This is a genomic window from Enterobacter cloacae complex sp.6700776 (genome assembly GCF_048284255.1).
In the GTDB taxonomy this organism is placed as follows: Bacteria; Pseudomonadota; Gammaproteobacteria; order Enterobacterales; family Enterobacteriaceae; genus Enterobacter; species Enterobacter intestinihominis.
The window spans coordinates 14023-29216 of the sequence record NZ_JBLVYK010000026.1 but is presented as its reverse complement, the minus strand read 5'-3'; the positions used below and the strand labels follow the sequence as shown (position 1 = coordinate 29216).

Annotated in this window: 11 protein-coding genes and 1 pseudogene; 9 read left to right on the top strand and 3 right to left on the bottom strand. The window is 52.3% G+C overall.

Annotated elements, in window-relative coordinates:
- The 9 genes and pseudogenes from tuf to rpoC form a co-directional block, all read left to right on the top strand.
- Positions 1-175 (top strand): annotated as a pseudogene (gene tuf, locus ACNQ0T_RS21870) (elongation factor Tu); the annotation flags it as partial.
- 227 nt (positions 176-402) lie between these two features.
- A complete protein-coding gene (gene secE / locus ACNQ0T_RS21865; protein WP_003862342.1) occupies positions 403-786 on the top strand; it encodes a preprotein translocase subunit SecE in 384 nt (127 codons plus the stop codon).
- A gap of 1 nt (position 787) precedes the next feature.
- Positions 788-1333: a transcription termination/antitermination protein NusG gene (nusG, locus tag ACNQ0T_RS21860; protein WP_003862341.1), complete on the top strand. Its 546-nt coding sequence runs from the start codon at positions 788-790 to the stop codon at positions 1331-1333.
- A gap of 156 nt (positions 1334-1489) precedes the next feature.
- On the top strand, positions 1490-1918 hold the full coding sequence (gene rplK, locus ACNQ0T_RS21855; protein WP_003862340.1) for a 50S ribosomal protein L11: 429 nt from the start codon (positions 1490-1492) through the stop codon (positions 1916-1918).
- 3 nt (positions 1919-1921) lie between these two features.
- Positions 1922-2626 (top strand): 50S ribosomal protein L1, encoded by a 705-nt coding sequence (rplA, locus tag ACNQ0T_RS21850; RefSeq protein ID WP_006810530.1) that lies wholly within the window; start codon positions 1922-1924, stop codon positions 2624-2626.
- Between the two features lie 289 nt (positions 2627-2915).
- Entirely contained in the window at positions 2916-3413 is a 498-nt protein-coding gene (gene rplJ / locus ACNQ0T_RS21845) for a 50S ribosomal protein L10 (protein WP_003862338.1), read from the top strand.
- Between the two features lie 66 nt (positions 3414-3479).
- On the top strand, positions 3480-3845 hold the full coding sequence (rplL, locus tag ACNQ0T_RS21840) for a 50S ribosomal protein L7/L12 (protein ID WP_002445276.1): 366 nt from the start codon (positions 3480-3482) through the stop codon (positions 3843-3845).
- 319 nt (positions 3846-4164) lie between these two features.
- Positions 4165-8193: a DNA-directed RNA polymerase subunit beta gene (rpoB, locus tag ACNQ0T_RS21835; RefSeq protein ID WP_023299068.1), complete on the top strand. Its 4029-nt coding sequence runs from the start codon at positions 4165-4167 to the stop codon at positions 8191-8193.
- 76 nt (positions 8194-8269) lie between these two features.
- Positions 8270-12493, top strand: a complete 4224-nt coding sequence (rpoC, locus tag ACNQ0T_RS21830; RefSeq protein WP_022646702.1) for a DNA-directed RNA polymerase subunit beta' — start codon at positions 8270-8272, stop codon at positions 12491-12493.
- Between the two features lie 115 nt (positions 12494-12608).
- On the opposite strand, the gene ACNQ0T_RS21825 is transcribed toward rpoC, so the two are convergent.
- From ACNQ0T_RS21825 to ACNQ0T_RS21815, 3 genes are all read right to left on the bottom strand, one after another.
- Positions 12609-12926, bottom strand: a complete 318-nt coding sequence (locus ACNQ0T_RS21825) for a PTS lactose/cellobiose transporter subunit IIA (RefSeq protein ID WP_003862327.1) — start codon at positions 12924-12926, stop codon at positions 12609-12611.
- Complete coding sequence (locus tag ACNQ0T_RS21820; protein ID WP_010425948.1) at positions 12926-13234, bottom strand: PTS sugar transporter subunit IIB; 309 nt, start codon at positions 13232-13234, stop codon at positions 12926-12928. Before ACNQ0T_RS21820 ends, ACNQ0T_RS21825 begins: the two co-directional genes overlap by 1 nt.
- Before the next feature lie 180 nt (positions 13235-13414).
- Entirely contained in the window at positions 13415-14956 is a 1542-nt protein-coding gene (locus ACNQ0T_RS21815) for a sensor domain-containing diguanylate cyclase (RefSeq protein ID WP_165715911.1), read from the bottom strand.
- Positions 14957-15194 lie beyond the last annotated feature (238 nt).

Below are 15194 nucleotides of genomic sequence, written 5' to 3'. Positions count from 1 at the left end.
CGTGACCGGTACCATCGAACTGCCAGAAGGCGTAGAGATGGTAATGCCAGGCGACAACATCAAGATGGTTGTGACTCTGATCCACCCAATCGCGATGGATGACGGTCTGCGTTTCGCAATCCGTGAAGGCGGCCGTACCGTTGGCGCGGGCGTTGTTGCTAAAGTTCTCGGCTAATCGCTGATAACATTTGACGCAATGCGCAATAAAAGGGCATCATTTGATGCCCTTTTTGCACGCTTTCACATCAGAACCTGGCTCATCAGTGATTAATTTTGTCATAATCATTGCTGAGACAGGCTCTGCGGAGAGCGTATAATACGAAAAGCGAATAGCATTTCGATTGGTTTGCCTCGCACTCGCGGGGTGAAAATGTTTGTAGAATACTTCTGACAGGTTGGTTTATGAGTGCGAATACCGAAGCTCAAGGGAGCGGGCGCGGCCTGGAAGCGATGAAATGGGTAGTTGTAGCCGTGCTGCTGATTGTGGCGATTGTCGGCAACTATCTTTATCGTGACATGATGCTGCCGCTACGCGCGCTTGCAGTGGTAATTCTGATTGCTGCGGCGGGTGGTGTCGCGCTGTTGACGACGAAAGGCAAAGCGACCGTTGCGTTTGCCCGCGAAGCGCGTACCGAAGTCCGCAAGGTCATTTGGCCGACTCGCCAGGAAACATTGCACACCACGCTGATTGTAGCGGCGGTAACCGCTGTAATGTCACTGATCCTGTGGGGACTGGATGGTATTCTGGTTCGCCTGGTATCCTTTATCACTGGCCTGAGGTTCTGAGATGTCTGAAGCCCCTAAAAAGCGCTGGTACGTCGTTCAGGCGTTTTCCGGTTTTGAAGGCCGCGTAGCTACGTCGCTGCGTGAGCATATCAAATTACACAATATGGAAGAGTTATTTGGCGAAGTTATGGTTCCGACCGAAGAAGTGGTTGAGATCCGTGGCGGCCAACGTCGCAAAAGCGAGCGTAAATTCTTCCCGGGTTACGTGCTGGTTCAGATGGTGATGAACGACGCGAGCTGGCACCTGGTGCGCAGCGTACCACGCGTGATGGGCTTTATCGGCGGCACATCTGACCGTCCGGCGCCAATCAGCGACAAAGAAGTTGATGCGATTATGAACCGCCTCCAGCAGGTGGGTGATAAACCGCGTCCGAAAACGCTGTTTGAACCGGGTGAGATGGTTCGTGTTAACGACGGTCCGTTTGCTGACTTTAATGGCGTCGTCGAAGAAGTGGACTACGAGAAGTCCCGCCTGAAAGTTTCCGTTTCTATCTTTGGTCGTGCGACCCCGGTAGAGCTGGACTTTGCTCAGGTAGAAAAAGCCTAAGCAGCGATCAAAAAAGCGACGATTTAATCGTTGCACAGGGCGCGAGATTGGAATACAATTTCGCGCCTTTTGTTTTTATGGGTTCCGACCCGTAAAACGAATTTTATTCACGGGGAGCCTCTCCGAGGCGTTATTACCCAATCAGAGGATTTTAGAATGGCTAAGAAAGTACAAGCCTACGTCAAGCTGCAGGTTGCAGCAGGTATGGCGAACCCAAGTCCACCAGTTGGTCCAGCTCTGGGTCAGCAGGGTGTGAACATCATGGAATTCTGTAAAGCGTTCAACGCCAAAACTGAATCCATGGAAAAAGGTCTGCCAATCCCAGTTGTAATCACTGTTTACGCTGACCGTTCTTTCACTTTCGTTACCAAAACCCCTCCAGCAGCAGTTCTGCTGAAGAAAGCAGCGGGCATCAAGTCTGGTTCCGGTAAGCCGAACAAAGACAAAGTGGGTAAAATTTCCCGCGCTCAGCTGCAGGAAATCGCGCAGACCAAAGCTGCCGACATGACTGGTTCCGACATTGAAGCGATGACTCGCTCCATTGAAGGTACTGCACGTTCCATGGGCCTGGTAGTGGAGGACTAAGAAATGGCTAAACTGACCAAGCGCATGTCCGTGATCCGTGACAAAGTTGATGCGACCAAACAGTACGACATCAACGAAGCTATCGCTCTGCTGAAAGAACTGGCAACTGCTAAGTTCGTTGAAAGCGTTGACGTTGCCGTTAACCTGGGCATCGACGCTCGTAAATCCGATCAGAACGTTCGTGGCGCAACTGTACTGCCACACGGTACTGGCCGTTCCGTACGCGTAGCTGTATTTGCTCAGGGTGCAAACGCTGAAGCGGCTAAAGCTGCCGGCGCTGAACTGGTAGGTATGGAAGATCTGGCTGATCAGATCAAGAAAGGCGAAATGAACTTTGACGTTGTTATTGCTTCTCCAGATGCAATGCGCGTTGTTGGCCAGCTGGGCCAGGTTCTGGGTCCACGCGGCCTGATGCCAAACCCGAAAGTGGGTACTGTAACTCCTAACGTTGCTGAAGCGGTTAAGAACGCTAAAGCAGGTCAGGTTCGTTACCGTAACGACAAAAACGGCATCATCCACACCACCATCGGTAAAGTGGACTTTGACGCTGACAAACTGAAAGAAAACCTGGAAGCTCTGCTGGTTGCGCTGAAAAAAGCTAAACCAACTCAGGCGAAAGGCGTGTACATCAAGAAAGTTAGCATCTCCACCACCATGGGTGCAGGTGTTGCAGTTGACCAGGCTGGCCTGAGCGCTGCTGCAAACTAATGCCTTTACGTGGGCGGTGATTTTGTCTACAATCTTACCCCCACGTTTGCTAACAAAAGTTAGCGGCTAAAAGAATTGTTCGTTGGAGCCTGGCCTATCCAGGCCTCCGTCGAAGACCGCAGGTGTTTCGCAAGAAACTTAATCCCCTGCGTAGACGGTGACAGAACGCTAAGATTATTTTAAATACTCTGGCTTGTTTCTGCTCACCGTATTAAGACGCTCTTCCCGTTGGGTCGAGTGAAGTGAGTTCCGGAACATGAGTTCCGGCAAACATCCAGGAGCAAAGCTAATGGCTTTAAATCTTCAAGACAAACAAGCGATTGTTGCTGAAGTCAGCGAAGTAGCCAAAGGCGCGCTGTCTGCAGTAGTTGCGGATTCCCGTGGCGTTACTGTAGACAAAATGACTGAACTGCGTAAAGCAGGTCGTGAAGCTGGCGTATACATGCGTGTTGTTCGTAACACCCTGCTGCGTCGCGTAGTTGAAGGTACTCAGTTCGAGTGCCTGAAAGACACGTTTGTTGGTCCGACCCTGATTGCATACTCTATGGAACACCCGGGCGCTGCTGCTCGTCTGTTCAAAGAGTTCGCGAAAGCGAATGCAAAATTTGAGGTCAAAGCTGCAGCCTTTGAAGGTGAGTTGATCCCGGCATCGCAAATCGATCGCCTGGCCACCCTGCCGACCTACGAAGAAGCAATTGCACGCCTGATGGCAACCATGAAAGAAGCTGCGGCTGGCAAACTGGTTCGCACTCTGGCTGCTGTACGCGATGCGAAAGAAGCTGCTTAATCGCAGTTATCTTTATAAAGCATTTGCTTACGTATAAACTTATTCTGATTTTCAGGAACAATTTAAATGTCTATCACTAAAGATCAAATCATTGAAGCAGTAGCAGCTATGTCCGTAATGGACGTTGTAGAGCTGGTTTCTGCAATGGAAGAAAAATTCGGTGTTTCTGCTGCTGCTGCTGTAGCTGTAGCTGCGGGCCCGGCTGAAGCTGCTGAAGAAAAAACTGAATTCGACGTAATTCTGAAAGCTGCTGGCGCGAACAAAGTTGCTGTAATCAAAGCAGTACGTGGCGCAACTGGCCTGGGTCTGAAAGAAGCTAAAGACCTGGTAGAATCTGCTCCAGCTGCGCTGAAAGAAGGCGTGAGCAAAGACGACGCAGAAGCACTGAAAAAATCTCTGGAAGAAGCTGGCGCTGAAGTTGAAGTTAAATAAGCCAACTTTTCTGGTTGCAGCCTAAGTAATTAGGCTGATGGCTGGTGACTTTTTAGTCACCAGCCTTTTTGCGCTGTAAGGCATCAGCAGCATTTCACACTGTTTGACTGCTGGTTGTCCTGACAATGCTTGTTTCTATCGACGACTTAATATACTGCGACAGGGTGCTCGCTCTGTGTAAATCGCAATGAAATGGTTTAAGCGTGATAGCAACAGGTATTGCGGAAAGTATTCAATTTTCCGGTCCACAAAATGGTGTTGCACAAACTGTCCCTTCGTCGGACAGATGGGTCGACTTGTCAGCGAGCTGAGGAACCCTATGGTTTACTCCTATACCGAGAAAAAACGTATTCGTAAGGATTTTGGTAAACGTCCACAAGTTCTGGACATTCCATATCTCCTTTCTATCCAGCTTGACTCGTTCCAGAAGTTTATCGAGCAAGATCCTGAAGGGCAGTACGGCCTGGAAGCAGCCTTCCGTTCCGTGTTCCCGATTCAGAGCTACAGCGGTAATTCCGAGCTGCAGTACGTCAGCTACCGCCTTGGCGAACCGGTGTTTGACGTTCAGGAATGTCAGATCCGTGGCGTGACCTATTCCGCACCGCTGCGCGTAAAACTGCGTCTGGTGATCTACGAGCGCGAAGCGCCGGAAGGCACCGTAAAAGACATTAAAGAACAAGAAGTCTACATGGGTGAAATTCCACTCATGACGGACAACGGTACTTTCGTTATCAACGGTACTGAGCGTGTTATCGTTTCCCAGCTGCACCGTAGCCCGGGCGTCTTCTTCGACAGCGATAAAGGTAAAACGCACTCTTCCGGTAAAGTACTGTATAACGCACGCATCATTCCTTACCGTGGTTCATGGCTGGACTTCGAATTCGATCCAAAAGACAACCTGTTTGTCCGTATCGACCGTCGTCGTAAGCTGCCTGCAACCATCATTCTGCGTGCACTGAACTATACCACTGAGCAGATCCTGGACCTGTTCTTTGAGAAAGTGATCTTTGAAATCCGCGACAACAAGTTGCAGATGGAGTTGGTGCCGGAACGTCTGCGTGGTGAGACCGCGTCGTTCGACATCGAAGCCGACGGCAAAGTGTATGTGGAAAAAGGTCGCCGTATCACCGCGCGCCACATCCGCCAGCTGGAAAAAGATGATATCAAACACATCGAAGTTCCGGTTGAATACATTGCAGGAAAAGTAGCCGCGAAAGATTACGTTGATGAATCAACTGGCGAGCTGATCTGCCCGGCGAACATGGAGCTGAGCCTGGATCTGCTGGCTAAGCTGAGCCAGTCTGGCCACAAACGTATCGAAACGCTGTTCACCAACGATCTGGACCACGGTCCGTACATCTCTGAGACTGTACGCGTCGACCCAACCAACGATCGTCTGAGCGCGCTGGTTGAAATCTACCGCATGATGCGTCCTGGTGAGCCACCAACTCGCGAAGCGGCTGAAAGCCTGTTCGAGAACCTGTTCTTCTCCGAAGACCGCTACGATCTGTCCGCGGTAGGTCGTATGAAGTTCAACCGTTCTCTGCTGCGCGACGAAATCGAAGGTTCCGGTATCCTGAGCAAAGACGACATCATTGAAGTGATGAAGAAGCTCATCGATATCCGTAACGGTAAAGGCGAAGTGGACGATATCGACCACCTCGGCAACCGTCGTATCCGCTCCGTAGGCGAAATGGCGGAAAACCAGTTCCGCGTTGGCCTGGTTCGTGTAGAGCGTGCGGTGAAAGAGCGTCTGTCTCTGGGCGATCTGGATACCCTGATGCCTCAGGATATGATCAACGCCAAGCCGATTTCTGCGGCAGTGAAAGAGTTCTTCGGTTCCAGCCAGCTGTCTCAGTTCATGGACCAGAACAACCCGCTGTCTGAGATCACGCACAAACGTCGTATCTCTGCACTCGGCCCAGGCGGTCTGACCCGTGAACGTGCAGGCTTTGAAGTTCGAGACGTACACCCGACTCACTACGGTCGCGTATGTCCAATCGAAACGCCTGAAGGTCCAAACATCGGTCTGATCAACTCCCTGTCCGTGTACGCACAGACAAACGAATACGGTTTCCTTGAGACCCCGTATCGTAAAGTGACCGACGGTGTGGTTACCGACGAAATTCATTACCTGTCTGCTATCGAAGAAGGCAACTACGTTATCGCTCAGGCGAACTCCAACCTGGATGACGAAGGCCACTTTGTAGAAGATCTGGTTACCTGCCGTAGCAAAGGCGAATCCAGCCTGTTCAGCCGCGACCAGGTTGACTACATGGACGTATCCACCCAACAGGTGGTATCCGTCGGTGCGTCCCTGATCCCGTTCCTGGAACACGATGACGCCAACCGTGCATTGATGGGTGCGAACATGCAACGTCAGGCCGTTCCAACTCTGCGTGCTGATAAGCCGCTGGTTGGTACCGGTATGGAACGTGCTGTTGCCGTTGACTCCGGTGTTACAGCAGTTGCTAAGCGTGGCGGTACCGTTCAGTACGTTGACGCATCCCGTATCGTTATCAAAGTTAACGAAGACGAGATGTATCCGGGCGAAGCGGGTATCGACATCTACAACCTGACCAAATACACCCGTTCTAACCAGAACACCTGTATCAACCAGATGCCTTGCGTATCTCTGGGTGAGCCAGTTGAGCGCGGCGACGTGCTGGCAGACGGTCCGTCCACCGACCTCGGTGAACTGGCGCTCGGTCAGAACATGCGCGTAGCGTTCATGCCGTGGAACGGTTACAACTTCGAAGACTCCATCCTCGTCTCCGAGCGTGTGGTTCAGGAAGATCGTTTCACCACCATCCACATTCAGGAACTGGCCTGTGTGTCCCGTGACACCAAGCTGGGGCCAGAAGAGATCACTGCCGACATCCCTAACGTGGGTGAAGCTGCGCTCTCCAAACTGGATGAATCCGGTATTGTTTACATCGGTGCGGAAGTGACCGGCGGCGACATTCTGGTTGGTAAGGTTACACCGAAAGGCGAAACCCAGCTGACGCCAGAAGAGAAACTGCTGCGTGCTATCTTCGGTGAGAAAGCGTCTGACGTTAAAGACTCTTCTCTGCGCGTACCAAACGGTGTTTCCGGTACGGTTATCGACGTTCAGGTCTTCACTCGTGACGGCGTTGAGAAAGATAAGCGTGCGCTGGAAATCGAAGAGATGCAGCTCAAACAGGCTAAGAAAGACCTGTCTGAAGAACTGCAAATCCTCGAAGCGGGTCTGTTCAGCCGTATCTATGCGGTGCTGGTTGCCGGTGGCGTTGAAGCTGAGAAGCTCGACAAACTGCCACGCGATCGCTGGCTGGAGCTGGGCCTGACCGACGAAGAGAAACAGAATCAGCTGGAACAGCTGGCTGAGCAGTATGACGAACTGAAACACGAGTTCGAGAAAAAACTCGAAGCGAAACGCCGCAAAATCACTCAGGGCGACGATCTGGCACCAGGCGTGCTGAAGATTGTTAAGGTGTATCTGGCTGTTAAACGTCAGATCCAGCCTGGTGACAAGATGGCAGGTCGTCACGGTAACAAGGGTGTTATCTCTAAGATCAACCCGATCGAAGATATGCCGCACGATGCTAACGGTACGCCGGTAGATATCGTACTGAACCCACTGGGTGTACCGTCTCGTATGAACATCGGTCAGATCCTGGAAACCCACCTGGGTATGGCTGCGAAAGGTATCGGCGACAAGATTAACGCCATGCTGAAGCAGCAGGAAGAAGTCGCGAAACTGCGCGAGTTCATCCAGCGTGCCTACGATCTGGGTACCGACGTGCGTCAGAAAGTCGACCTGAACACCTTCAGCGATGATGAAGTTCTGCGTCTGGCGGAAAACCTGCGTAAGGGTATGCCAATTGCAACGCCGGTATTCGACGGTGCAAAAGAAGCTGAAATTAAAGAGCTGCTGCAACTGGGTGGTCTGCCAACGTCTGGTCAGATTACGCTGTTTGACGGCCGTACCGGTGAACAGTTCGAGCGTCCGGTAACCGTAGGTTACATGTACATGCTGAAACTGAACCACCTGGTCGACGACAAGATGCACGCTCGTTCTACCGGTTCTTACAGCCTGGTTACTCAGCAGCCGCTGGGTGGTAAGGCTCAGTTCGGTGGTCAGCGCTTCGGGGAGATGGAAGTGTGGGCGCTGGAAGCATACGGCGCAGCATACACCCTGCAGGAAATGCTCACCGTTAAGTCTGATGACGTGAATGGTCGTACTAAGATGTATAAGAACATCGTAGACGGCAACCATCAGATGGAACCGGGCATGCCAGAATCCTTCAACGTACTGTTGAAAGAGATTCGTTCGCTGGGTATCAACATCGAACTGGAAGACGAGTAATTCTCGCTCAAACAGGTCACTGGTGTCGGGTTAACCCCCGACACCAGATTGTGCTAACTCCGACGGGAGCAAATCCGTGAAAGATTTATTAAAGTTTCTGAAAGCGCAGACTAAAACCGAAGAGTTTGATGCGATCAAAATTGCTCTGGCTTCGCCAGACATGATCCGTTCATGGTCTTTTGGTGAAGTTAAAAAGCCGGAAACCATCAACTACCGTACGTTCAAACCTGAGCGTGACGGCCTTTTCTGTGCGCGTATTTTCGGGCCAGTAAAAGACTACGAGTGCCTGTGCGGTAAGTACAAGCGCCTGAAACACCGTGGTGTGATCTGTGAGAAGTGCGGCGTTGAAGTGACCCAGACCAAAGTACGCCGTGAGCGTATGGGCCACATTGAGCTGGCGTCTCCAACTGCTCACATCTGGTTCCTGAAATCTCTGCCGTCCCGTATCGGCCTGCTGCTGGATATGCCGCTGCGCGATATCGAACGTGTTCTGTACTTCGAATCTTATGTTGTGATCGAAGGCGGGATGACGAATCTGGAACGTAACCAGATCCTGACCGAAGAACAGTATCTGGACGCGCTGGAAGAGTTCGGTGACGAATTCGACGCGAAGATGGGTGCGGAAGCTATCCAGGCCCTGCTGAAGAGCATGGATCTGGAGCAAGAGTGTGAAACTCTGCGCGAAGAGCTGAACGAAACCAACTCCGAAACCAAGCGTAAAAAGCTGACCAAGCGTATCAAACTGCTGGAAGCGTTCGTTCAGTCTGGTAACAAACCAGAGTGGATGATCCTGACCGTTCTGCCGGTTCTGCCGCCAGATCTGCGTCCGCTGGTTCCGCTGGATGGTGGTCGTTTCGCAACGTCGGATCTGAACGATCTGTACCGTCGCGTGATCAACCGTAACAACCGTCTGAAACGTCTGCTGGATCTGGCTGCGCCGGACATCATCGTACGCAACGAAAAACGTATGCTGCAGGAAGCGGTAGATGCCCTGCTGGATAACGGTCGTCGCGGTCGTGCGATCACCGGTTCTAACAAACGTCCTCTGAAATCTTTGGCCGACATGATCAAAGGTAAGCAGGGTCGTTTCCGTCAGAACCTGCTCGGTAAGCGTGTTGACTACTCCGGTCGTTCTGTAATCACCGTAGGTCCATACCTGCGTCTGCATCAGTGCGGTCTGCCGAAGAAAATGGCTCTGGAGCTGTTCAAACCGTTCATCTACGGCAAGCTGGAACTGCGTGGCCTGGCCACCACCATCAAAGCCGCTAAGAAAATGGTTGAGCGTGAAGAAGCTGTCGTTTGGGATATCCTGGACGAAGTGATCCGCGAACACCCGGTACTGCTGAACCGTGCACCAACTCTGCACCGTTTGGGTATCCAGGCATTTGAGCCAGTCCTGATCGAAGGTAAAGCGATCCAGCTGCACCCGCTGGTTTGTGCGGCCTATAACGCCGACTTCGATGGTGACCAGATGGCTGTTCACGTACCGCTGACGCTGGAAGCCCAGCTCGAAGCGCGTGCGCTGATGATGTCTACCAATAACATCCTGTCTCCAGCGAACGGTGAACCTATCATCGTTCCTTCTCAGGACGTTGTATTGGGTCTGTACTATATGACCCGTGACTGTGTTAACGCCAAAGGCGAAGGCATGGTGCTGACTGGCCCGAAAGAAGCTGAGCGTATTTATCGCGCTGGCCTGGCCTCTCTGCATGCGCGCGTTAAAGTGCGTATCACCGAATACGAAAAAGATGAAAACGGCGAATTCGTGGCGAAAACCAGCCTGAAAGACACGACCGTTGGCCGTGCGATTCTGTGGATGATCGTACCGAAAGGTCTGCCTTTCTCCATCGTCAACCAGGCGCTGGGCAAGAAAGCGATCTCCAAAATGCTGAACACCTGTTACCGCATTCTGGGCCTGAAGCCGACCGTTATCTTCGCTGACCAGACAATGTATACCGGCTTTGCTTATGCAGCGCGTTCAGGTGCATCTGTTGGTATCGATGACATGGTCATCCCAGAGAAGAAACACGAGATCATCTCTGAAGCGGAAGCTGAAGTTGCTGAGATCCAGGAGCAGTTCCAGTCTGGTCTGGTAACCGCAGGCGAACGTTACAACAAAGTTATCGATATCTGGGCTGCAGCGAACGATCGTGTATCCAAAGCGATGATGGATAACCTGCAAACCGAAACCGTGATTAACCGTGACGGCGTAGAAGAGCAGCAGGTCTCCTTCAACAGCATCTACATGATGGCCGACTCCGGTGCGCGTGGTTCTGCGGCACAGATTCGTCAGCTGGCAGGTATGCGTGGTCTGATGGCGAAGCCAGATGGTTCCATCATCGAAACGCCAATCACCGCGAACTTCCGTGAAGGTCTGAACGTACTCCAGTACTTCATCTCCACGCACGGTGCGCGTAAAGGTCTGGCGGATACCGCACTGAAAACGGCGAACTCCGGTTATCTGACGCGTCGTCTGGTTGACGTTGCGCAGGATCTGGTCGTCACCGAAGACGATTGTGGCACCCTCGAAGGTATCACCATGACCCCGGTTATCGAGGGTGGTGATGTTAAAGAGCCGCTGCGCGATCGCGTACTGGGTCGTGTGACCGCGGAAGACATCCTGAAGCCGGGCACCGCAGACATTCTGGTTCCACGCAACACTCTGCTGCACGAACAGTGGTGTGACCTGCTGGAAGCGAACTCTGTTGACTCTGTGAAAGTGCGTTCCGTTGTATCCTGTGACACCGACTTTGGTGTGTGCGCGCACTGCTACGGTCGTGACCTGGCGCGTGGCCACATCATCAACAAAGGTGAGGCTATCGGCGTTATCGCAGCACAGTCCATCGGTGAGCCGGGTACACAGCTGACGATGCGTACGTTCCACATCGGTGGTGCGGCATCTCGTGCGGCTGCTGAATCCAGCATCCAGGTGAAAAACAAAGGTAGCATCAAGCTCAGCAACGCGAAGTCTGTTGTTAACTCCGCAGGCAAGCTGGTTGTGACTTCTCGTAACACCGAGCTGAAGCTGATCGACGAATTCGGTCGTACCAAAGAGAGCTATAAAGTGCCTTACGGTGCGGTTATGGCGAAAGGTGATGGCGAGCAGGTTGCCGGCGGCGAAACCGTAGCAAACTGGGATCCACACACCATGCCGGTTATCACCGAAGTAAGTGGTTTCATCCGCTTCACTGACATGATCGACGGCCAGACCATTACTCGTCAGACCGACGAGCTGACCGGTCTGTCTTCTCTGGTGGTTCTGGATTCTGCTGAACGTACTACCGGTGGTAAAGATCTGCGTCCTGCACTGAAAATCGTTGATGCTCAGGGTAACGACGTTCTGATCCCTGGCACCGATATGCCTGCGCAGTACTTCCTGCCGGGTAAAGCGATTGTACAGCTGGAAGATGGCGTACAGATCAGCTCTGGTGACACCCTGGCGCGTATTCCTCAGGAATCCGGCGGTACCAAGGACATCACCGGTGGTCTGCCACGCGTTGCGGACCTGTTCGAAGCACGTCGTCCGAAAGAGCCTGCTATCCTGGCCGAAATCAGCGGTATCATCTCCTTCGGTAAAGAGACCAAAGGTAAGCGCCGTCTGGTTATCACGCCAGTAGATGGCAGCGAGCCGTACGAAGAGATGATTCCTAAGTGGCGTCAGCTCAACGTGTTCGAAGGTGAACGCGTGGAACGTGGTGACGTGGTCTCCGATGGTCCAGAAGCGCCGCACGACATCCTGCGTCTGCGTGGTGTGCATGCTGTTACTCGTTACATTGTTAACGAAGTACAGGACGTATACCGTCTGCAGGGCGTTAAGATTAACGATAAGCACATCGAAGTTATCGTTCGTCAGATGCTGCGTAAAGCAACCATCGAAAACGCGGGCAGCTCCGACTTCCTGGAAGGCGAGCAGGTTGAATACTCACGCGTTAAGATCGCTAACCGCGATCTGGAAGCGAACGGCAAAATCGGTGCGACCTTTGCACGCGATCTGCTGGGTATCACCAAAGCGTCTCTGGCAACCGAGTCCTTCATCTCTGCTGCATCGTTCCAGGAAACCACTCGTGTCCTGACCGAAGCGGCTGTTGCAGGTAAACGTGATGAACTGCGCGGTCTGAAAGAGAACGTTATCGTGGGTCGTCTGATCCCGGCCGGTACCGGTTATGCGTACCACCAGGATCGTATGCGTCGTCGTGCAGCGGGTGAACTGCCAGCTGCACCGCAGGTGACTGCCGAAGATGCATCCGCGAGCCTTGCAGAACTGCTGAACGCAGGTCTGGGCGGTTCCGACAACGAGTAATCGTTGATGCCCGGTAGGTAAAATTACCGGGCATATGAATCACAGGTCGGGTAAGCGCAGCGCCACCCGACAATAAAAAACCCGCCTCGGCGGGTTTTTTTACGTCTGTATGTCTTCAATTCACTAACGGGATGCGTCGATAAAGCTCAATCATATCGCCCGCCAGATCCTGAATGACCATCGCGTTCATCAGGTGATCCTGAGAGTGAACGGTGATCAGGTTAACCGGAAGTTTCCCGGTCCCTTCGTCAAGACCGATGAGCTGCGTCTGGATCGTATGCGCATGTTTCACATATTCACGCGACTCTTCCATCGCTTTCTCGGCTTCGTCAAAGTCACCTTTTCGCGCCATCTGCAACGCTGTCAGGGCCGCACTGCGCGCCGCACCTGCATTGACCAGTAGCTCCATGATTGTGGTTTCTAAGTCTTCCATTATGACTCCAGCAGCTTGAGCGCTTTTTCCAGTACGGCATCACCTTTCATCATGCCGTAATCCATCATGTCGATAACCGCGACCTTTTTTCCGAGCGGATCGGCCTGCGCCTGGAGTTTTGCCTGTTCGTATTTAACCTGTGGCCCCAGTAATACGATATCAGCCGTCGCGATGTTATCTTTAAACTCCGCGACCGGAACGGCTTTAATGGTTACTTCGACTCCTTTTTTCTGCGCGGCATCTTTCATACGTTGAACCAGCATGCTGGTTGACATTCCCGCTGCACAGCATAAAACGATGTTCTTCATAGTCAGCCTCGATCTACATGTGTTTATTGATAATTATCCCGCGCAGACCGCTTCAACAACCGCTTTACCGCGATTGTGTGTCAGGCATCACAAAGAAATCGGCATTTTTCTGAAACCGGTTACAATTTTATACATGAAAGCATTCTGCCCGTCTTAACGGGCGGAATTTCAGGAAGGGTATTATCGGCTGGCCGTGTTTACGATGCGGTTTTTACCCTGTTGTTTAGCGGTATACAGCGCTTCATCTACGTTGCCGATAAATTGTTCCAGCGGTTCGAAGTGCCACTCTCCCACCCCCGCGCTGAAGGTTACTCGCAGGTTCTCTTCCCGCCAGGTCCGTTTTTCCACGGCGGTGCGCCAGGCTTCCAGTAGCGCGTGCGCGGAGTTCATCAGCTCGGCCGGGAAAATCACCCCGAACTCTTCCCCACCGTAGCGGTAAACGGAAACGTGGTGCGGCTGCATGATCTGAATACCTTCGCGCGCCACGCTGCGCAGAACAATATCCCCGCTCAGGTGGCCCCAGGTGTCGTTAATAGATTTGAAGTTATCGATATCGACCAGCGCAAGAACGAAGGGTTGATGAGCGGTCAGCAGCTCATCCACATCGTTGTCGAAAGCACGGCGGTTCTTGCAGCCTGTCAGCGCATCATGGGTGGCCTGACGGACATAGGCCATCTCACGTTCCTTATTGGTTCGAATGGTATGGCTGAGCATCGCCTCAAGACGTGGCGCCTGATTGACGTCTCCGGTTTTGATGGCGTTGATAATGTTCATCAGCACAGAACGCGAGGCATGGCGCAGGTAGAGCCCGAACAGAATGATGATGATTGCCGCCAGCGCAAATCCCCAGCCGACGACGGTGGTTTCATGCCGGGTGATGACGGAAAGCGTGGCATCGGAGACCCGATAAATCACAAACCAGTCCGGATTGGTGAAAGAGTAGTAGTAATACCAGGTTTTACTTTTGGGGTCGAAAAGATGCCCTTCGCCGCTGGTCATTTTGTCCATCAGCGCTTCGCTTACGTACTGCTTAAAGAGCGCCCCCGTGTCCGGATGCAGCACAACGGCGCCGTCACGTTCCACGACAAAAAACTCACCCTGAACCGGTGCCACCATCTGGCGCAGGGTATACCCCATGGAGGTTAAATCAAGATGGAAAGCGAGCGTGCCCTTCAGACGGCCTTCCGGTGAAATAACCGGTTTATAGAGGGTGACCGTAGGATGTTGGGTGAAATAGTCCAGATAGGGGCGGGTGTAGTGAGGAAAGTTGCTGGCTTCCGCTTGCCCGATAAACCATGGGCGTGTTCGTGCGTCGAACGACCTACTCTTCTCCGTTGGCAGTACTTCCGGCGCGCGCAGATGGTGCCCTTCGGTGTCCGCCAGAGAGATAGACGACACCGTCGGCATCAGGTTCTGCAAATGCATTAACATCTGCAAACCCTGTGCTGGATCGATATTTATCGTCTGATTCACTCTGTCTTCACGGGCGTAGTACATCGCAGCGCGACCAAGAATATAGTCGTTTTCTCGCAGAATGGATTCGGTATAGTTCACCGCCAGATTATGGGTGAAGTTACCATTAATTTTATGATAATCCTCAATAAAATCCTTCCGTTGTGAAAGGATGACCAGAATCGCGATTATCGCGAAACTGAACAGAATCCCCGCGAAGCTGACCATAATTGGTCGGGTGAAAGAGAGCTTTTTACTGTGGAGTGCCATGAGTTGTGCATCAATCCAGATGGTAGACGCGTTGCGTCTGTCGATATCCTCAGCATAGTCGCTGTCAGATTGCTGGTAGTAAATTATACAGAAAGCGATTTCCGACGGGTTGATTTATCTTAAGAGTAGATAAGAAACGACGTATTTATTTTATCAATTGAAATTTTGTTTAAGAGGCGGAGGGCAGGGCGAAACGAGGAAGAAGCATTTTCACCCTGGTCAGCGTCCGTTGCTGACG

Excerpts from the sequence above, each read along its gene's own strand:
- secE (WP_003862342.1), top strand. The coding sequence starts at position 403 with ATGAGTGCGAATACCGAAGCTCAAGGGAGCGGGCGCGGCCTGGAAGCG.
- nusG (WP_003862341.1), top strand. The coding sequence starts at position 788 with ATGTCTGAAGCCCCTAAAAAGCGCTGGTACGTCGTTCAGGCGTTTTCC.
- rplK (WP_003862340.1), top strand. The coding sequence starts at position 1,490 with ATGGCTAAGAAAGTACAAGCCTACGTCAAGCTGCAGGTTGCAGCAGGT.
- rplA (WP_006810530.1), top strand. The coding sequence starts at position 1,922 with ATGGCTAAACTGACCAAGCGCATGTCCGTGATCCGTGACAAAGTTGAT.
- rplJ (WP_003862338.1), top strand. The coding sequence starts at position 2,916 with ATGGCTTTAAATCTTCAAGACAAACAAGCGATTGTTGCTGAAGTCAGC.
- rplL (WP_002445276.1), top strand. The coding sequence starts at position 3,480 with ATGTCTATCACTAAAGATCAAATCATTGAAGCAGTAGCAGCTATGTCC.
- rpoB (WP_023299068.1), top strand. The coding sequence starts at position 4,165 with ATGGTTTACTCCTATACCGAGAAAAAACGTATTCGTAAGGATTTTGGT.
- ACNQ0T_RS21825 (WP_003862327.1), bottom strand. The coding sequence starts at position 12,926 with ATGGAAGACTTAGAAACCACAATCATGGAGCTACTGGTCAATGCAGGT.
- ACNQ0T_RS21820 (WP_010425948.1), bottom strand. The coding sequence starts at position 13,234 with ATGAAGAACATCGTTTTATGCTGTGCAGCGGGAATGTCAACCAGCATG.
- ACNQ0T_RS21815 (WP_165715911.1), bottom strand. The coding sequence starts at position 14,956 with ATGGCACTCCACAGTAAAAAGCTCTCTTTCACCCGACCAATTATGGTC.